Here is a 17,846-nt window from a genome sequence, read left to right as displayed (position 1 = left end):
GCGCTGGCCCGCGGCAATGGCCAAAGATCCCCGGGTGAAGGCGTTTGTCCGCTGGATATTGCACATTCCGAAGATTCCCAGCGATTGAGCGTTGCGCCGGAGCGCATTGGCCGGGAACTATTTCCCGGCTGCCGCGTTGGGGTTTCGTGGCATTGAGATGCAGCGATAGGTTTATGGGCCCCGGCACGCGAGCACGTGTGCTGGGGTCGTGTTTTGCGTGAGGCAGGGCGATGGGGGACGTGGTCGGGGATTCAAAGGTCGATTTCGGTGCGCTTGCGGCGCTGCATAAATGGCCATCACTTGCCAATCAGCGCCAGCCTGACCGGGAGCCCTACCAGCTCATCGAAGGCACGCTCGACGATTGCATCTCGGCTTTCATGCAGAAGCCGGCGACGACCCGCCATCTCTACGAGATCCGCACCGTGGCGCAGCCGCCGCTCGTCACCGAAATCCTCTCCCCCGAACACGTCCTCGAGCTGTCGCGCTTGAGAGAATTTCTCTGACGCCCCTCACAAGCGCGCGAGTAGGAACCTTCTTCCGGTTCTTCCCGTTGTCAGGGATCAAAGCAATGACGTGAGCGCCTCGAGATGTTTGACACCGGCGTATCATCACCGATCGTGCCTTACGGAGCGGACCAGACCCTGTTCGTAGTGGTCGATCGCCGTGACGAGGCGACCGAAATCCGCATCGAGCGCAGCGATCTTGACACCACGATCGGCGAGCTCGTCGCCGGCTGCTTCAATGACCCGATCAAGGTGATCTCGTTCAACACGCTCGAGCACTGGATGAAGGATATCTCGTGCGACGTCGCCGGCGAGATCCGCGCACGGTGCGACATCTATGGAATAGAGCTCCCCGATTATCTCAGCGACTTCATCGAAAGCCACTCTCAAAGCGCGATGAAATGAAGCTCGCTTGCCGAAAGGACGGAGGTGCGCTCCCTCCCTGCTTGCGGGAAAGACTATCGCATTGCGTCCATCCTTCGAGACGCCCGCTTTGGGCGGGCTCCTCAGGATGAGGGCGGAGTGCGCGTCAGCAGTTTCAACGAGTACTGATGCTGATTAGCCTCATCCTGAGGAGGCGCGTCAGCGCCGTCTCGAAGGACGAGGCGTGCGCGCAGGCCGCCGTCACAAGTCGTATGCGATAGCCCTGCGCTTTGCGGGAGAGGAAATGCACCTTCCTTGTAGCAATCAAACCTGACCGCATCGCGCTTTAGTTGCGGCGGTGCTTGCCGGCGATGACCTCGATCTCGCGGCGGCGTTCGCCCGCGAAGGTCAGCAGCTTTTCGATCGTCAGCGTATCCGTGATCCGTTTGGCGAGCCGCTCGGCGCGCGCAGCCTGATCTTCGAGATGCTGGATCGTGTTCAAGCGTTGCCTCCCCCAAAGCCCCCAATTGTGCGGACAGCCATGGTGCTTGAGAAGCCGCTAACAGCCGGTTAAGCGTCCCGTACGGTCGCGACGCGTGGCGCCCTATTGCACGACTTCGAGCCTGACATTGGTAATGCCCTTGTCGACCATGCCGAGCGCCTCGGCGGCGGACGGCGAGATGTCGACCACGCGTCCGCGCACGAAGGGCCCGCGATCGTTGACCCTGACCGTAACGAAACGGCCGGAGGAGGTCTCGGTAACGCGCAGCTTGGTGCCGAATGGCAGGGTGGGATGCGCCGCGGTCAATTCGTTCCTGTCGAACTTCTCGCCGCTCGCGGTCTGCGTATCCGAATAGAAGCTGGCGATGCCGTGCGAAGCGGTTTGCTTTGCGTCACGGTCGGGGACGCGCGCCCGGCTGATCGGGCGCGGATGCAGCGCCGCCACCCTGTGCGGGCGCTCGACCGCGGCTTGCCGGGTTGTTCCGGCGAGATCGGCTTTCTGACGGCCGACCGGCGATTGCGAGCAGGCGGCGAGCGATGCGGCCCCAAGGATTGCGACCAACAACCGGCTCGAGCTCGCCAGCGACATCCGGGCAGTTTCGGCACTTGCAATGCGAGACATGATGCGCCCTCCGAACAACCCCAAGTTTCGGTGGGCAATGAGGGCAGAACCTTGTCGGAACAAAAGCGGCTCTGGGGCCGCCTTCGTTTCGCGCCAGCTGTGGCGATTCCACCACAGTGACCTGTTCAGAATCGGGACAGATCGGCCCCCTTTAGGCGCGATGAAATGAGGCTTGATCGCGCAACGACGGAGGTCCGCTCCCTCTCCCGCTTGCGGGAGAGGGTTGGGGAGCGGGTGTGCTTCCGCAATGGGACAATCTTCCCAAGAGGAGAAAGCCCTCTCCCGGCGCTTCGCGCCGACCTCTCCCGCAAGCGGGAGAGGTGAACGAGCCGCGGCAATACCAAAAGCTTGGCGAGCGCCCAACCAGATCAACCGTCGGCCTGGTCCCTCAGTACTTCGGCTCGTACATCTGCGACTGGACCAGGGCCTTCACGTCGTTGGGCGCGGGTCCGTCGGCGAGCGCGCGTTGATAGGCCACATCCGCAACCGCCGCCGCGATGCGCACGGAGACCTCGCGGATGCGCGGCAGTGCCGGATAGAGGCTGCCCTGAGCCAGGTCCTCCTTGCCGACGCAATCGGCGAGCGCGTGGGCCGCCGCCATGAACATCTCGTCGGTCACGAGGCGCGAGCGGCTGGCGATGACGCCGAGGCCGACGCCCGGGAAGATGTAGGAATTGTTGCCCTGGCGCGGCACGAAGCTGCGGCCGTTGAGCTTGACCGGATCATACGGACTGCCGCAGGCGAACAGCGCGCGTCCCTCCGTGTAGCGATAGGCATCCTCCGCCGAGCACTCGGCTTTCGAGGTCGGGTTGGAGAGCGCGAACACGATCGGCTGCTCGTTGAGCTCGGCCATCGCCTTGAGCACGTCGGGCGTGAAGGCGCCGCCGACCGCGGCGACGCCGATGATCGCCGTCGGCTTCAGCGTCTTGATCGCGGTGAGGAAGTCGGCGATCGGCGCCTGACCGGCATGGGCATAGCGGAGCTTATGGCCAGAAAGGCCTTCACGGCCGCTGACGACGAGACCGCGGGAATCCACCAGCCAGTTGCGGCGAAGCGCGTCCGCCTCGGACGCGTCTTCCGCCATCATGGCGGAGACCACGAGATCGGCGATGCCGGTCGCCGCCTCGCCCGCCCCGAGGAACAGGATCTTCTGATCCTTCAGCTTGCCGCCCGAGATGCGCAGGGCCGAGAACAGGCCGGCGAGCGCCACCGCCGCGGTGCCCTGGATGTCGTCGTTGAAGACGCAGGCCTCGTCGCGATATTTGTGCAGCAGCTTGAACGCCGAATGATTGGCGAAGTCCTCGAACTGGATCAGCACGCCCGGAAACGTCTTTCGCGCGGCCTGCATGAACTCGTCGACGAAGCTGTCATAGGCCTCGCCCGTCAGCCGCCGCTCGCGCAGGCCGAGATAATAGGGATCGTTCAACAGCTCTTCATTGTTGGTGCCGACATCAAGCACGATCGGCAAGCACGCTTCCGGATGCACGCCGGCGCAGGCCGAATAGAGCGAGAGCTTGCCGACGGGGATACCCATCCCGTTGGCACCGAGATCGCCAAGTCCCAAAATGCGCTCGCCGTCGGTGACGACGATCAGCCTGGCCTGGTAGGGCCAGTTCTTCAGGATCTCCGCGATCTGGCCGCGGTCGCGCGAGGAGATGAACATGCCGCGCGGCCGCTGGAAGATCAGGCCGTATTTCTGGCAGGCAAGTCCGACCGTCGGGGTGTAGATGATCGGCTGGATCTCGTCGATATTGTCGACGACGACGCGGAAGAACAGCGCCTCGTTGCGGTCATGCAGCGCGTTCAGGGCAACGTATTTTTCCAGGTCCGTCGGCAGCGTGCGCAGATTGGTGAGCACGCGCTGAGCCTGCGTCTCCATCGTCAGCACGCAGGGCGGCAACAGGCCGCGCAAGCCGAGTGCGGCGCGCTCTGCTTCCGTGAAGGCCGTGCCCTTGTTGAGCAGGGGGTCGCGCAGCAGCGTCATGCCGTGCGCGATCTCGGATGATGTCGAATGGGCGCTGACCCGAGCAGGTCTATTCACGATTCCCCCAAGGAGTTTCTTATTGAACCGCGGCCATTGTCGGCCAGCGTTCAGTCGAGATCAAGGACGTAGCGACTCCGGCCGCGATCGTGATCTCGCACCGCAGCAGATTTTTGCAAACGCCTGGCACTTGCGCGCGAAAAGGTTTAACGCGCCAACCGGGGCGCGCGTTGGCGGACGCGCAAATAAAGGCAGGCCACACTTTGGGACTGTTTATCCCGCCGCCCGCCGGGGCGTCAGATTGGCAGCGCTGTCTGCCGGCGGCGCGATGTGCATCAGGATGGTCTGCCCCGACGATGCGACCTCGATGCCGTTCTGCTGAAAGCGCAGCTTCATGCGGCGGTTGAATTCGCGCTGGACCGGCCAGCGGCCGGCCTCGGTGCAGCGGATCTGCCCGACGATCGACACCATCGCGCCGTCGACCTTGTCGACGCCCCACAGCTCGAGGTCGCCGCGGATGAGCGCGCGGAAATCCGCTTCACGGCGCATCTCGTCGACGATGTCCTTGAGGATCTGGCCGGCGCGGTCGGTGTCTTCCTTGTAGGCGACGTTGACGCTAACCGAGGCGTTGCCGGCGCCGCGGCTGGCATTGGTGATGGTCGTGACCGCGCTGAACGGCACGATGTGCACGGCGCCGTCGCCCGCGCGCAGGCGGATGGTGCGGATCGAGACGTTCTCGACGACGCCCGACAGCCCGGACACGCTGACGGTGTCGCCGACCTGCACCGTATTCTCCAGCAGCAGGAACAGGCCGGTGATGAGATCCTGCACCAGCTTCTGCGAGCCGAAGCCGATCGCAATGCCGACGATGCCGGCGCCCGCGAGCAGCGGGGCGACGTTGACGCCGATCTCGCTCAGCGCCGTGAGGCCGACGATTGTCGCGATCAGGCAGAGCAGCGCGGTGCGCAGCATCGGCTGGAAGGTGCGCAACCGCGCCGCGCGGGCATAGTGCCCGTCCCGCGACAGCGTATTGATCTGGCGGTCAAGGAGCGCATTGCTGGCTTCCCAGATCGCTGCAGCGATGAGTACGGCAAGGCCGATGGTCACCACGGCCGAGATCAGCCGGCTGCCGATCTGGCCGCCATAGAACCAGACGATCGCGTCCACGCCCCAGACCTCGAGCACCGCCACGAAACCGATGAAGGCGATCACGCCGGATACGATCCTGCGGAGCAGCGGCAGATAGCGGTTGGCACGGATCTCGAGGCCGGGAAAGCGCTGGAGGATTTCCGGCTTGATGCGGAAGCCGCGGTCGATCAGGCTCAGCGTCAGCATGATGACGACACGCGTGACCAGCGCCACCGCGATGGTGCCGACGAAATATTGCAGCAGCAGCGAATAGCCGTTGCGGATGTTGAGCGCCCACACCGCCCAGAGCGCGAGGTCGAGCGCGATGGCAAGATAGTGCCAGCCGCCGGCGATGCGGTTGCGCAAACGAGCCGCGATCCCCTGCCGCTCGGCCGGCGCGCGGATGGCATCGGCGACCTGGCGGCGGCATTGCAGGATGATGACGGCGATGAAGAGGTGCACGACCAGCATCACCATGCGCAGCAGCGCGGCGTAGCCGGCGCGGTGCAGGCCGAGCAGCAGCGCCACATTGGCAAAGGCGATGCCGGAGATGCCGACGCCTACGATGCGGCGCGCCCAGATCTCGACATAGGCGGCGGTCTCCGCGCGCACCGGAAACAAGCCGAACGGCCCCGCCAGCGCCCGAACCAGGCAGATGAGCCCGCGCGAGAACGCATAGGCGTTGACGACGGCGAGGATTACGAGGCGGACGGTTGTCGGTTCTCCAATCTCCGTCCCGAGCAGCGCGGTGGCGACGCCGACGAAGATGAGCACGGGAAGCAGCTCGAGTACGAAACGCCCGAACACGAAGGGCAGGCGCAGCATGATCTGCCAGACCCGCGCAAGGCTGTGGCGTCGCTCCTGCATTTCAGGTGCAGGCGTAACGTCGGCGACTGACGATGGCGGATCGGCAAGCGGCAACGCGGGTGCCGGCAGGCGCGCGGTTTGCGGCACGCGTCCCTCCAGGAACGCGACCGGCCGGCGGATCAGGCGGAAGATCACCCATTCGGCCGAGAGGGCGCAGCCGAGCACCAGCGCCAGCTTCCAGGCGATCTCGATCAGAAGATTGTAAGCCGCGGGATCGTTCGCGGTGCGCACGATCCAGTAGTAGAACGCGGGAAAGTGCGTGAGCGTCCGCGCGATGCCGGCGATCTCACGCGAGATTTCGCCGATCTCCTCCGAGACCGTGAGCATGAGCTGCGCTCCGAGGCCGTCGGCCGAAAGCGGGATCGGCGAATTCGGCTGCGGCCCGGCCTGTTGCGGACCAGACGCGTTGGCGATCGCACGGAGCGTATCGATCATCTGCGCGCGCTTCTTGTCGTCCTGAAGCGTGTCCAACGCACGCCTGGCTTCGTCAGGCGATAGCGCCGCGGCACCGTTCGCGGCTGGCGCATCGGCGCGGGCGCAGGAGAGAGAAGAGATCGCAAGGAAAAGAGCGGCGAGAAGCGCCGGGACAAGCTTTTGCGACACGCAGATTCCCTGGAAAAGTGAATGTGCTCGCAGGTAGCGTGGCCGCCACCGCCGAAGCACATCCGTCATGTCGGATCGGCGCTATTCGCCCCCAGCCTGTGTCGGAAGTTGGCCTTTGGGACGACATTCTCTTGGCATTTGCCGCAGCGCAGGATCGGGAGCTGATGTCCCGTCAGCGCGCACAAAGACCGTTTGCGGATCAGACAACAGGATTAAGACGAGCGGGGTGTCAAAAAAAAGCGGTGCGGCGGCCTTCACGGCCATCCGACACGATCAAAATACAGCGCCGGGAAGGTAGGGGCTTTGCCTCACTGATGCAGCCCGCTAAACCTTGTCCCGGCGTGCCGTTCGCGGTTTGCGCCGCTATGCGATAGTCCGAACGAGCTCCATCGCAATTAACGCGGCTGGATTTGCGGAGGTGGTGTCATAGACCTCCCCTTGCTCATGAGGTGGACGTTGCGCGTCGCTTGTTGGCGACCAGGGGCATGGTCCCCCTGCGACACAAAACTGTCAAGCAGGATCAATGATCTGACGATCACATTTGACGGCCCGAGTTCCGCTGTGCAAATCGCTTCCGCGCGAAGTGAGGGATTTCCGAAGGCAGCCGGCATGGTGACATCATGCCCCTGTTTTGCCCGACGATGCAAACGAATTTCGTGAAATCCGCATCGCGGATGATAGGAGCCGATAAGCCATTGATTCCGCTATTCCTGGCTACTGTGCATGGGGTTGTTTTCGCACTTTTGGTCGATGGCCACCCGGCCAACTAGAGAAACATCTCGGCGAGGTCGACCGTCGAGGCCTTTCCGATCTGGTCGAAGTTTCGCGCCAGCCAGCTTCGCGCCGCCGCGCGGCCCTCGTCGCGCAGGCGGCACAACAGGCTCCATTCGGGGTGGAACTGCGTGGCCGTGCCGAGCTGCGACATCAGCGCGTCGTTGCCGATCCAATGCATGTACATGCGGCTATGCTTGTTGCTGTCGAGCTCGCCATCGTCGATCAGCCGGGTGGCGAAAGCGACCGCGCGCATCTCGCGCATCAAGGACGAATTGAAGCTGATCTCGTTGATTCGGTGCAGGACATCGGCGGCGCTGGCCGGCAGCTCGTCGCGCCGGATCGCCGTCACCTGCACGATGACGACGTCGTGGCTGCCCTTGCGGTAGATCAACGGATAGATCGCGGGATTGCCGAGATAGCCGCCGTCCCAGTAATGCTCGCCATCGATCTCGACGGCCTGGAAATAGGGCGGCAGGCAGGCCGAGGCGAGCACGGTTTCCGCCGTCAGCAGCGGGCTCTGGAATACCTTGATCTTGCCGGTGCGGACGTTGGTGGCGTTGAGAAACAGCTGCGGCGCCTCGGGCGAGGAATTGAGCCGGTCGAAATCGATCACGCGCTGCAGCAGCGCGCGGAGCGGATTGAACTGAAAGGGATTGAGCAGGTTGGGCGGCAGCGTGTGCGTCAGCGTATGGATGAATGCGTGGACCGGATGATATTCCGGCGGCAGCTTCAGGGCCTGAATCCACTGGTTCAGCGGCGACATCAGGTCGTATGCCATGTCCATGCGCGAGACTTCGTACCAGAATGCGTGCAGGCTCTCCCGCGCGGCCTCCGCGCCTCCATGTGCCATGCCGGAGGCCATCGCCACCGCATTCATGGCGCCGGCACTGGTCGCGCTGATCGCCTCGATCGCGAGCCTGCCGTCCTCGAGCACCTGGTCGAGCACGCCCCACACGAAAGCGCCGTGCGCGCCGCCGCCCTGGAGCGCGAAGTTGACGTTCTTGCAGTTCGTGGTCCCGCCGGCTGTCACCTTGCTTGCCTCTTGCCTCCCGTTCCTTCTTTCTCCAGCGCCGTGCGCACCTGCTTGAACTCCTCCAGCGAGGCCCTGTCGGCACGGGGGAAGCGCAGATCGAGCTTTTCCAGCTCGGCATTGATCACCGAGCCGATCACGACGCGGGCGAACCATTTGTGGTCGGCGGGCACGACATACCAGGGCGCATGGGACGTCGCCGTGTGCCGGACGATGTCCTGGTAGACCGCCTGGTAGCGCGGCCACAGCGCACGCTCCCTGATGTCGTCCATGGAGAACTTCCACTGCTTGGCCGGATCGTCCAGCCGCGCGAGGAAACGCTCGCGCTGCTCTTCCTTGGACAGGTTGAGGAAGAACTTCAGCACCACGGTGCCGTTGCGGCAGAGATAGCGCTCGAAAGCGGAGATGTCCTCGAACCGCTCCTTCCAGATGTTCTTGGTGACGAGCCTCGGCGGCAGCTTCTGCTTGGCGAGAATCTCGGGATGCACGCGCGTCACCAGGCATTCCTCGTAGTGCGATCGGTTGAAGATGCCGATATGGCCGCGCTCGGGCAGCGCGACCGCATGACGCCAGAGGAAGTCGTGGTCGAGCTCCTTGCTGCTCGGCGCCTTGAAGGCCGTGACCTCGCAGCCCTGCGGATTAATGCCCTCGAAGATCGCCTTGATCGCGGAGTCCTTGCCGCCGGCGTCCATCGCCTGGAACACGATCAGGAGCGACCAGCGGTCCTGCGCGTAGAGCTTCTCCTGAAACGCGATCAGCCGTTTCTTGTTGGCGTCGAGGATCGCCTGCGCCTTCTCCTTGTCGAGATCGCCCCTCTCGTCGGTCTTGTGGTCCTTGAGGTGAAACTTGCCCGAGCCTTCGTAGCGAAACGGCGTGATGTAGCGGTCAAGCTCCTGGGCGAGCGACTTGGACGGCTTTTTGCTCATGAGCGCGGGGCACCTTGCGTTGCAACTTCAATCGGTCGAGCAAGCTACCAAGGATGCCCTTGGGAAGGAATATGATGAAAAGCACGAGCAGCACGCCGTAAACGAGATTATCCCAGCCGACCGCCTTGGTGCCGAAACCGATCCGCAAGCTCTCCGCCAGCAGGATGGTGATGATGGCGCCGATGGTCGGGCCGAGCGAGACGAACAGCCCGCCGACGATCGCGGCGAACACCATCTGCAGCGAGACCGCGATGCCGCTGACCGTGTCCGGCGTGATGAACATCTGGTACTGGCAGTAGATCGCGCCCGCCAGAGCCGTCATCAACGCGCTGAGCAGCGTGATCTTCAGCTTCTCGGCGGTGACGTCGACACCGGCCGCGGCGGCGGCGTCCTCGTCCTCGGAAATCGCCTCCAGCGCATAACGCGCCATGCTGCGGTCGACCCAGTGCCAGACCACGATGCCGAACAGCCAGACCGCAAGCGCGATCAGGTACCAGGTGGTCTTGTCGTCGAATTGCAGCGCCAGCAGCCTGTTGCCGGACGCGCGGTTCGGGGTGTAGCCGAGCGAGCCGCCGGTATAGTCGCGCGTCGCGGTGATGACCTGGAGCACGATGCCTGACAGCGCCAGCGTCACCAGCACGAAATAATGCCCGGTGATACGAAAGCGAAAGCAGGGATAGCCGACGATCATCGCCAGCGCACCGGCCGCCGCCATGCTGATGGGAATGCCGATCCAGGGCGACAATCCTGCGTGATTCCACAACAGCGCGGTGACGTAAGCGCCGATCCCCATGAAGCCGCCATGGCCGAGCGACACGAGGCCGAACCTCCCCATCATCGACCAGGACGTATAGGCGAACGACCAGATCAGGATCAGCACCAGGATGTGCAGATGATAGGGATCGCGATAGACGAAGGGCAGCGCGACCAGCGCCGCCAGCCCCACGCCCCATGCAGCAAGCCGCCCCTGCCCCATCATCGGCGCCTCGCAAGCAGGCCCGCGGGCCGGATGAACATCATGACGATGAAGAACGCGAAGGCCAGCACATAGCCCCATTCGAGGTCGGAGAACAGGCCCCCGAGCGAGATGATCTCGGCGAACACGAAGGCGGCGATGAAGCCGCCGATGAAATTGCCGAGGCCGCCGAGCACGCAGATCAGGAAGGTGATCGGCCCGAAGGACAGGCCGACGAAGGGATGCACGTCGTATTGCAGCACGAGGAGGCAGGCCGCGAGGCCGGCGAGCGCGCCGCCGAGCGCCGACGTGATCAGGTAGATCCGCTTGGTGTCGACGCCCATCAGCGCCATGATCTGGCGGTCCTGCGAGATGGCACGGATCGCAGTGCCGGTGAAGGTGCGCGTCATGAACAGATAGACGGCGACCATGCCGACCAGCGCGGCGACGAACGAAAGCAGTCGTGCGTAGCTGAAATTCATGTCGCCGAAGGCGAGCACCGGCAGGCGGATGCCGAGATTGCGGAAGTCGATGCCGAAGGCGACCGTGGCAAAGCTCTGCAGCACGAACAGCACCCCGCCGGTCGCGAGCAGCTGGTTGATCGGTGGCGCGGTCAGCAGCGGCGCAATGACGAGGTAGTGCAGCGCCGCACCAAGCACGGCGACCAGCAGGATGGTGAGCGGGGCAGCGACGAAATAGCTGACGCCATAATACTGCACCATGAAATACATGCCGTACATGCCGATCATGACGAGCTCGGCGTAGCAGATCCAGGTCACGTCGATGACACCGAAGATCAGGTTGAGCCCGAGCGCGAGCAGTGCCAGCACGCCGCCGAGCAGGATGCCGTTGATGACGGCCTCCAGCAGGTAGATGTCGAATACGTCCAGGAACGCCTGCATACCCATCACACCCCGAGATAAGCTTCCTTGACCGTGTCGCTCGCCAGCATCTCGGCCGAGGTGCCGGACGTGCGGATCGTGCCCGCCTCGATCAGATAGGCGCGGTCGACCACCTTCAGCACCTGCTGCACGTTCTGCTCGACGATCAGCACCGTCAGCCCGCTGGCGCGGATCCGCTTCACCAGCTCGAACACCTGCTGCACCACCACCGGCGCGAGCCCCGCCGAGGGTTCGTCGAGCAGCAACAGTTTCGGATTGGACATCATCGCGCGGCCGATGGCGCACATCTGTTGCTCGCCGCCGGACATGGTGCCGGCCATCTGGTGACGGCGTTCCTTCAGGCGGGGGAACAGGTCGAACACCACCTCCAGCCGCTCGGCGTAGTGGTCCCGCGCCTCCTTCATGAAGGCGCCCATCTTGAGATTGTCGTCGACCGTGAGCTGCGGAAACAGCCGCCGGTTCTCCGGCACATGCGCAATGCCGAGGCTGACGATCTTGTGCGACGGTGTCGCGACGAGGTCGACGCCCTCCATCTTGATTGATCCGCGCGAGGGGCGGATCAGGCCGGAGATGACGCGCATCAAGGTGGTCTTGCCGGCACCGTTCGGGCCGATCACGCCGACGGCTTCGCCGGCCTTCACGTCGAGATTGACGTCGAACAGTGCCTGGAAGGTGCCATAGCCGGCATTGAGGCCGCGAAGCTCCAGCATCACCTAGCCTCCCGCGCGGCGGCGCGCTTCGGCGGCCGCGGCCTGCGTGGTCTCGGCGTCGGTGCCGAGATAGACCTCGATGACGCGCGGATCGCCGGCGACCGCGCTCGGCAGGCCTTCCGAGATCTTCTCGCCGTGATCGAGCACCATGACGCGGTCGACGACGCGCATCAGGACGCCCATGATGTGCTCGACCCAGATGATGGTGATGCCGAGTTCGTCGCGGATGTTGCGCAGCATGTCCGCAGCCTGGTCCATCTCGGCCTCGTCGAGACCGCCGAGGCTCTCGTCGGCGAGCAACAGCTTTGGCGCGGTGGCGAGCGCCTTCGCCAGTTCCAGCTTCTTCAGCCCCGCCGCGCCGAGCCCATCGACGCTGGCATGGCGGTCGGTCGGCAGGCCGACCATCGCCAGCGACCGCTCGGCCGCCTCCTCCGCCTTGGCGCGGCTGTGGCGGCCCTGGCCGTAGAAGCCGGCAAGCGCGACGTTCTCGAAAATGCTGAGGCGGCGGAACGGCCGCGGGATCTGGAAGGTTCGCCCGATGCCGCTGTTGATGATCCGGTGCGGCGCAAGGCCCGCAATCTCGTGCCCGGCGAACAGGATCGATCCGGAGGTCGGCGCCAGCGTGCCGGACAGCATGTTGAAGATCGTGCTCTTGCCCGAGCCGTTGGGACCGATCAGGCCGAGGATCTCGCCCTGATCGACCCGGAACGAGACGTTGTTCACGGCGGTGAAGCCGCCAAACCGCTTCACCAATCCGCTGACTTCCAACACCGCAGAACCCCGCTATTGGTTGCTGTAGGTGGTGCCCTTGGGCAGCGGCAGCACGGCCTCGCGCTGCGCCTGGCTCTTGGGCCACACCACATAGGACTTGTCGTCGACGTATTGGATCACGACCGGGAACGAGCGCTCGTTCTGGCCGGCCATTGGCGAGCCCTCGCCGTGGAATTTGACGCCGAAGCCGAGCATGGTGCCGCCTTCGGGTATGTCGGTGTCCAGTGCTGCCTTGCGCAGGGAATCGGGATCTACACCGCCATATTTCTTGATCGCTCGCGGCAGCACGTCGTTCAGGAACAAATAGGTGTTGGACGCAGCCATGCCGACATGGGCCGAACGGATGGCGACACCCGGCTTGCGCTTGTCGAACTCCTCGCCGACCGCCTTGATGATCGGCGGCAGCTTCGGATCCATGCTCTTCTGGTTGGCGAGCCAGATCGAGATCGGATCGGTGTTGAAGACATAGTTTACGTCGGCGCCCAGGCCTTCCTTCAGCTTCTCATAGACCCCGTAGCCGGCGCCATGTCCTACCAGCGCGCCGAACTTCAGCCCCTGTTCGCGGGCTTGCCGAAGCAACAGGGTGATGTCGGGATTATAGCCGGTATGGAACACCACATCCGGCTTGGCCCGCTTCAGCTTGGTGACCAGCGCAGACAGATCCGGGGCCGTCGCCGAATAGCCCTCTCTGAGCACGATGTTGAAACCGGCCTTCTTGGCACCGGCCTCGTTGCCTTTGGCAACGTCGACGCCGTAGGCGCCGTCCTCGTGGATGATGGCGACCCGCAGGTCCTTCGGGTCCTTGCCCAGCTTTTCCTTGGTGTTCTGCGCGATGAAGTCCATCGTCATCATGCCGAACTGGTCGCCGGAGGCCTGCGGGCGAAACACGTATTTGTAGTTCTTGTTCTCCAGCACCGCCGACGAAATGCAGGTCGTGATCCACATGAACTTCTTCAGCTGCTCGACCCGCGCTGCCACCGGCACGCATTGCGCCGAGGAGAAGAAGCCGAGCAGCATGTCGACCTTTTCCTGCTCGATCAAACGGATCGCTTCATTGATGGCGATATCCGGCTTGCTCTGAGCATCGGCATAGATCGCCTCGATCTTGTAGCCTTCGACGTCTTTCGTGCTGTACTGATCCAGCATGATCCTCGCGCCGGTGTACTGCAGCTCCGAACCGCCGCCGGCGAGCGGGCCGGTGAGATCGTAGATGACGCCGATCTTGAGCTTTTTCTCTTGAGCCTTGTCTTGGGCCGCGGCAGACACCGCCAAGCCCGTCGCTGATATCGCGACCAACAACCCACGTACCAAGCGGGCAGCCATGCGCAGGCGCATCAAAACCTCCCTGGACGATTTGTGCATTGCATTCTTGGTGCAATTCTTCGGCCCATCACATGGGCTGCGCGCGGCGATGTCAAGCCTCGCGCATCAGCGCGCTGCGAACTGCTGCTCGACGAAGGCCGTGACAAATCGCGGCATGGACGGCCTGAGATCGCTGGTCCCGCGCACGAGGTGAATGGCGGACAGCTCCGGCTCGGTCTCGCGCGCAAGGTTGGCTTCGATCCGGGCGCGAGCCACATCGCCCGGCATGCCCAGGTTGATGACCTGCAACATCGCGATCGTGGGGCCCGTGACCACGCAATGCCAGCCCGGCTCGATCCGATAGTCGGCCGCGGTCAGGCCGGTCTCCTCGCCGAGCTCGCGGACGACACTGCCGGGAATATCGAGCGCGCCGTCGCTGACATCGTGGAGATCAGGCGTTCCCGAGGGGAAATAAATGCGGCCGGCATTGGCGGTGTGGGGCGCCATCTCGCCCATGATGAAGGCGCCGTCGGAGGCGCGCAGCGCGCCCATGCCGAAGCCGTTGAACACGGCCTTGTCGGGAAAGCCCCAGTCGCGCCAGGCGAGGAAGCTTGCGAAATCCGTCTCGAAATAGGTCGCCGTCAGGTGACCGTCGTTGAACACGGCGTCACGCCCGAGCAGGACGCGGCCGTTCCAGATTTTCGGCCGCTCGCGCTGCTTCTCGGCGAAATGCGCCGCGATCTCGGCGCGCCGTTCCTCGGCGAACGGCCACACGATCGGCCGCACCGCAAGATCGAGCGTCGCGACGCGATGTATGACCGGTGACGTCATGACGCCTGATACCACGCCATGGCGTCGGCTATTTGGCGCTCCCCGTTGTCTTCTTGGCCTGCTCGACGAATTTGTTGGTGAAGGTCTTGCTGACGTCGATCTTGGCGTTCGCCACCTCGGGCGAGCCGACGCTGAACACTGCAAGCACGGCGTCGGCGCCCTTCGGGTCCATCTTGCCGGTCTCGGAATACATCGGGATCGTATTCCTCAGCGCGGCGAGATAGAGTTCCTTGTTCTTGCCGACGGTCTGCTCGGGCATCTTCGCCATGATCTCCTCAGGGCTGTGCGAATGGATCCAGGCGAGCGTGGCGAGGATCGCATTGGTGAGCGCCTGCGCCTCCTTCTCATGGCCGTTGATCCAGGCCACGGTCGAATACAGCGCGCCGCCCGGATATTCGCCGCCGAACGTCTCCAGCGTATCCTTCTGGGTACGGGTGTCCGAGAGGATACGCAGATCCTTGTGGCTGCCCTGCAGCACGGTCACGGACGGATCGAGCATCACCGCAGCGTCGATCTGGCCCTGCTCCATTGCGGCCACCGCAGTGGCGCCGAGGCCCACCCCGATCACGGCGACGCTGGTGGGATCGAGCCCGTTCTTCTTGAGCATGTATTTCAGGAAGAAGTCGGTGGAGGAGCCGGGCGCACTGACGCCGACCTTCTTGCCGGCGAGATCCTTGACCGACTTGATGTCGTTGGTCCGCGATGGCGCGACCACCAGGACGAGGCCGGGATAGCGGTCATAGACCACGAAGGATTGCAGCTCCTGCTTCTTGGCGGCGAGATTGACGCAATGGTCGAAATAGCCGGAGACCACGTCGGCGCTGCCGCCGAGCACGGCTTTGAGCGCATCCGAGCCGCCCTTGAGGTCGACGAGCTCGACACTGACGCCGGCCTTCTCGTATTCGCCGAGCTGCTTGGCCAGTACGGTCGGCAGATAGCACAGGCAGGAGCCGCCGCCGACCGCGATGGTGACCTTGCTTTGCGCCGCGGCAAGCGAGGTGGTGAGCGTCAGCGCGAGCAGCGCGCCGGCGAGCCTGGCAATCGTTTTCTTCATTGGTTTCCTCCGTTCGGCCGGCGGCACCATAGAGCAGCGGGACTGGCTTGAGAAGCACTGCCTGATCGGCCCTTCGGCGCAGCTAGTACACCCAACACACGACCGGATCGCATCCACGCGATCAAATGGACCTGCTTCCTATCCCCGCCCGTCCGACGCGGCCGGCCGCCACACCAGGAGGCGCCGCTCCACCAAGGTGACGCCGAAATCGATCAGGATGACGAAGGCCGACAGCACGAACATGCCGGCGAACACGCCGGCGACATCGAAGATGCCCTCGGCCTGCTGGATCAGATAGCCGAGCCCGGCCGCCGATCCCAGATATTCGCCGACCACCGCGCCGACCACGGCAAAGCCGACGGAGGTATGAAGCGACGAGAACATCCACGACAGCGCCGACGGCCAATAGACATGCTGCATCAGCTGCCGCTCGCTCATGCCGAGCATGCGGCCGTTGTCGAGCACGGTCCGGCTGACCTCCTTGACGCCCTGATAGACGTTGAAGAAGACGATGAAGAACACCAGGGTGACGCCGAGCGCGACCTTGGACCAGATGCCGAGCCCGAGCCACAGCGCGAAGATCGGCGCCAGCACGACACGCGGCAGGGCGTTGACCATCTTCACATAGGGGTCGAACACCGCGGCGACCAGCGGCTGGCGCGCGAACCAGAAGCCGACCAGGACGCCGCCGAGCGATCCGATCACGAAGGCGAGGATCGATTCCGCGAGCGTGATGCCGAGGTGCTTCCAGATCACGCCGGAGGCGAACCATTTCACGATCTGGCTGAACACGTCGAGCGGGTTGGAAAAGAAGAACGGCGGCAGCAGGATCTTGCCGAACACGGGAATGGTCGACAGCACCTGCCACAGCACCAGGCCGACGACAGCGACCAGGACCTGCAGCGCAAACAGCGTCGTGCGCGACATCAGACCACCTCCGCCGCCTGGGTGGACTGTGCGTACCCCTTCATCACCTCGTCCTTGAGCACGCTCCAGATCTCGCGATGGAGCGCATGGAATTCCTTGTCGAGGCGCACCTCGAAGATGTCGCGCGGGCGGGCCAGGCCGACGCGCCAGTCACCGATGATGCGCGAGGACGGTCCCGCCGACATGATCACGACGCGGTCGGCGAGCGCGATGGCCTCTTCGAGATCGTGGGTGACGAACAGCACGGCCTTGCGGTCGGCACTCCACAAGTCGAGCAGCAGATTGCCCATGACCTGGCGCGTCTGCGCATCGAGCGGCCCGAACGGCTCGTCCATCAACAGGATCTTCGGATCGCGGATCAGCACCTGCGCCAGCGCCACGCGCTTGCGCTGGCCGCCGGAAAGCATGTGCGGATAGCGGTTCGCGAAGGCGCCGAGGCCGACGGCGGTCAGCCATTTCTGCGCCTGCGACAAGGCCTCCGCGCGCGGCGTGCCCTTGACCTCGAGTCCGATCGCGACATTGTCGAGCGCGGTCTTCCAGGGGAACAACGCGTCGGCCTGGAACAAATAGCCGGCATCCCGATTCAGCCCCGCCAATGGCTGGTCGAAAATCCTGACGCTGCCCGCGGCGGGCTTGAGCAGGCCCGCCGCGACGTTGAGCAGCGTCGATTTCCCGCAGCCGGTCGGGCCGACGATGGCCACGAACTCGCCCTGCGCGACCGCAAGATGCGCGTTCTCCACCGCCGTATAGACCCGGCCGTCCCCCAGCCGGAATGCCACCCTGGTATCTTCCAGCGCCACTGCCGTGGGCGTCGTCATGTGCTTCCTCCGAACTCAGGCCGATGCCTTAGCCGCTCGTGCGGCCAAGTTCAATCGAGGCGCCCGGCGTGCTACGCATGGCGTGCTGCCGCGCTCTTACCCTCCCCTGGAGGGGGAGGGTCGGCTCACATGAGCGCAGCGAAATGTGAGACGGGGTGGGGTGACAGTCTCTCCACGGAGGCAGTGCCCGCGTGGACAGAGCACCCCACCCCGCTCGCGCTGCGCGCGATCGACCCTCCCCCTCCAGGGCAGGGCTATCGCATGTGGCCTAGGAGTTC

Annotated in this window: 17 protein-coding genes; 2 read left to right on the top strand and 15 right to left on the bottom strand. The window is 64.3% G+C overall.

Annotated elements, in window-relative coordinates; all coding sequences use genetic code 11:
• Positions 1-230 precede the first annotated feature (230 nt).
• Complete coding sequence (locus tag ACM43_RS25400) at positions 231-503, top strand: hypothetical protein (RefSeq protein ID WP_271543725.1); 273 nt, start codon at positions 231-233, stop codon at positions 501-503.
• A gap of 84 nt (positions 504-587) precedes the next feature.
• A complete protein-coding gene (locus ACM43_RS25395) occupies positions 588-908 on the top strand; it encodes a hypothetical protein (protein ID WP_271543723.1) in 321 nt (106 codons plus the stop codon).
• A 304-nt stretch (positions 909-1,212) separates the two neighbouring features.
• On the opposite strand, the gene ACM43_RS25390 is transcribed toward ACM43_RS25395, so the two are convergent.
• From ACM43_RS25390 to ACM43_RS25320, 15 genes are all read right to left on the bottom strand, one after another.
• Entirely contained in the window at positions 1,213-1,368 is a 156-nt protein-coding gene (locus ACM43_RS25390) for a hypothetical protein (RefSeq protein WP_172787410.1), read from the bottom strand.
• Positions 1,369-1,470: 102 nt separating this feature from the next.
• A complete protein-coding gene (locus ACM43_RS25385; RefSeq protein ID WP_157284698.1) occupies positions 1,471-1,989 on the bottom strand; it encodes a septal ring lytic transglycosylase RlpA family protein in 519 nt (172 codons plus the stop codon).
• A 388-nt stretch (positions 1,990-2,377) separates the two neighbouring features.
• Complete coding sequence (locus ACM43_RS25380; protein ID WP_271543719.1) at positions 2,378-4,030, bottom strand: NAD-dependent malic enzyme; 1,653 nt, start codon at positions 4,028-4,030, stop codon at positions 2,378-2,380.
• A 213-nt stretch (positions 4,031-4,243) separates the two neighbouring features.
• Positions 4,244-6,568 (bottom strand): mechanosensitive ion channel domain-containing protein, encoded by a 2,325-nt coding sequence (locus ACM43_RS25375; RefSeq protein WP_271543717.1) that lies wholly within the window; start codon positions 6,566-6,568, stop codon positions 4,244-4,246.
• Positions 6,569-7,334: 766 nt separating this feature from the next.
• On the bottom strand, positions 7,335-8,372 hold the full coding sequence (locus tag ACM43_RS25370; RefSeq protein WP_271543715.1) for a patatin-like phospholipase family protein: 1,038 nt from the start codon (positions 8,370-8,372) through the stop codon (positions 7,335-7,337).
• Positions 8,369-9,298 carry a polyphosphate kinase 2 family protein gene (locus ACM43_RS25365; RefSeq protein WP_271543713.1) on the bottom strand — a complete coding sequence of 310 codons (930 nt, stop codon included), beginning with the start codon at positions 9,296-9,298 and terminating at the stop codon, positions 8,369-8,371. Before ACM43_RS25365 ends, ACM43_RS25370 begins: the two co-directional genes overlap by 4 nt.
• Positions 9,258-10,277, bottom strand: a complete 1,020-nt coding sequence (locus ACM43_RS25360; RefSeq protein WP_271543711.1) for a branched-chain amino acid ABC transporter permease — start codon at positions 10,275-10,277, stop codon at positions 9,258-9,260. The genes ACM43_RS25365 and ACM43_RS25360 overlap by 41 nt, the downstream gene beginning before the upstream one ends.
• Positions 10,274-11,155: a branched-chain amino acid ABC transporter permease gene (locus ACM43_RS25355; protein ID WP_036006719.1), complete on the bottom strand. Its 882-nt coding sequence runs from the start codon at positions 11,153-11,155 to the stop codon at positions 10,274-10,276. Before ACM43_RS25355 ends, ACM43_RS25360 begins: the two co-directional genes overlap by 4 nt.
• A gap of 5 nt (positions 11,156-11,160) precedes the next feature.
• The gene (locus tag ACM43_RS25350) at positions 11,161-11,865 is read right to left on the bottom strand and encodes an ABC transporter ATP-binding protein (protein WP_271543708.1); all 705 of its coding nucleotides are present in this window, start codon (positions 11,863-11,865) and stop codon (positions 11,161-11,163) included.
• Positions 11,866-11,868: 3 nt separating this feature from the next.
• The gene (locus ACM43_RS25345) at positions 11,869-12,636 is read right to left on the bottom strand and encodes an ABC transporter ATP-binding protein (protein ID WP_036037489.1); all 768 of its coding nucleotides are present in this window, start codon (positions 12,634-12,636) and stop codon (positions 11,869-11,871) included.
• A gap of 12 nt (positions 12,637-12,648) precedes the next feature.
• Positions 12,649-13,971 carry an ABC transporter substrate-binding protein gene (locus ACM43_RS25340; RefSeq protein ID WP_157284701.1) on the bottom strand — a complete coding sequence of 441 codons (1,323 nt, stop codon included), beginning with the start codon at positions 13,969-13,971 and terminating at the stop codon, positions 12,649-12,651.
• Positions 13,972-14,064: 93 nt separating this feature from the next.
• Positions 14,065-14,769 carry an NUDIX hydrolase gene (locus tag ACM43_RS25335; RefSeq protein WP_271543706.1) on the bottom strand — a complete coding sequence of 235 codons (705 nt, stop codon included), beginning with the start codon at positions 14,767-14,769 and terminating at the stop codon, positions 14,065-14,067.
• Between the two features lie 28 nt (positions 14,770-14,797).
• Positions 14,798-15,823 (bottom strand): ABC transporter substrate-binding protein, encoded by a 1,026-nt coding sequence (locus tag ACM43_RS25330; protein WP_271543704.1) that lies wholly within the window; start codon positions 15,821-15,823, stop codon positions 14,798-14,800.
• 138 nt (positions 15,824-15,961) lie between these two features.
• Positions 15,962-16,750 carry an ABC transporter permease gene (locus tag ACM43_RS25325; RefSeq protein WP_157284704.1) on the bottom strand — a complete coding sequence of 263 codons (789 nt, stop codon included), beginning with the start codon at positions 16,748-16,750 and terminating at the stop codon, positions 15,962-15,964.
• On the bottom strand, positions 16,750-17,568 hold the full coding sequence (locus ACM43_RS25320; protein WP_157284705.1) for an ABC transporter ATP-binding protein: 819 nt from the start codon (positions 17,566-17,568) through the stop codon (positions 16,750-16,752). The genes ACM43_RS25325 and ACM43_RS25320 overlap by 1 nt, the downstream gene beginning before the upstream one ends.
• Positions 17,569-17,846 lie beyond the last annotated feature (278 nt).

This window comes from Bradyrhizobium sp. CCBAU 45321 (assembly GCF_028128975.1).
Taxonomy (GTDB): Bacteria; Pseudomonadota; Alphaproteobacteria; order Rhizobiales; family Xanthobacteraceae; genus Bradyrhizobium; species Bradyrhizobium yuanmingense.
Note: the sequence above shows the minus strand (reverse complement) of the source record. Positions and strands in the feature narration are given on the sequence as shown.

Excerpts from the sequence above, each read along its gene's own strand:
- ACM43_RS25355 (WP_036006719.1), bottom strand. The coding sequence starts at position 11,155 with ATGCAGGCGTTCCTGGACGTATTCGACATCTACCTGCTGGAGGCCGTC.
- ACM43_RS25350 (WP_271543708.1), bottom strand. The coding sequence starts at position 11,865 with ATGCTGGAGCTTCGCGGCCTCAATGCCGGCTATGGCACCTTCCAGGCA.
- ACM43_RS25400 (WP_271543725.1), top strand. The coding sequence starts at position 231 with ATGGGGGACGTGGTCGGGGATTCAAAGGTCGATTTCGGTGCGCTTGCG.
- ACM43_RS25360 (WP_271543711.1), bottom strand. The coding sequence starts at position 10,277 with ATGATGGGGCAGGGGCGGCTTGCTGCATGGGGCGTGGGGCTGGCGGCG.
- ACM43_RS25325 (WP_157284704.1), bottom strand. The coding sequence starts at position 16,750 with ATGTCGCGCACGACGCTGTTTGCGCTGCAGGTCCTGGTCGCTGTCGTC.
- ACM43_RS25385 (WP_157284698.1), bottom strand. The coding sequence starts at position 1,989 with ATGTCTCGCATTGCAAGTGCCGAAACTGCCCGGATGTCGCTGGCGAGC.
- ACM43_RS25365 (WP_271543713.1), bottom strand. The coding sequence starts at position 9,298 with ATGAGCAAAAAGCCGTCCAAGTCGCTCGCCCAGGAGCTTGACCGCTAC.
- ACM43_RS25330 (WP_271543704.1), bottom strand. The coding sequence starts at position 15,823 with ATGAAGAAAACGATTGCCAGGCTCGCCGGCGCGCTGCTCGCGCTGACG.
- ACM43_RS25340 (WP_157284701.1), bottom strand. The coding sequence starts at position 13,971 with ATGCGCCTGCGCATGGCTGCCCGCTTGGTACGTGGGTTGTTGGTCGCG.
- ACM43_RS25335 (WP_271543706.1), bottom strand. The coding sequence starts at position 14,769 with ATGACGTCACCGGTCATACATCGCGTCGCGACGCTCGATCTTGCGGTG.
- ACM43_RS25395 (WP_271543723.1), top strand. The coding sequence starts at position 588 with ATGTTTGACACCGGCGTATCATCACCGATCGTGCCTTACGGAGCGGAC.
- ACM43_RS25320 (WP_157284705.1), bottom strand. The coding sequence starts at position 17,568 with ATGACGACGCCCACGGCAGTGGCGCTGGAAGATACCAGGGTGGCATTC.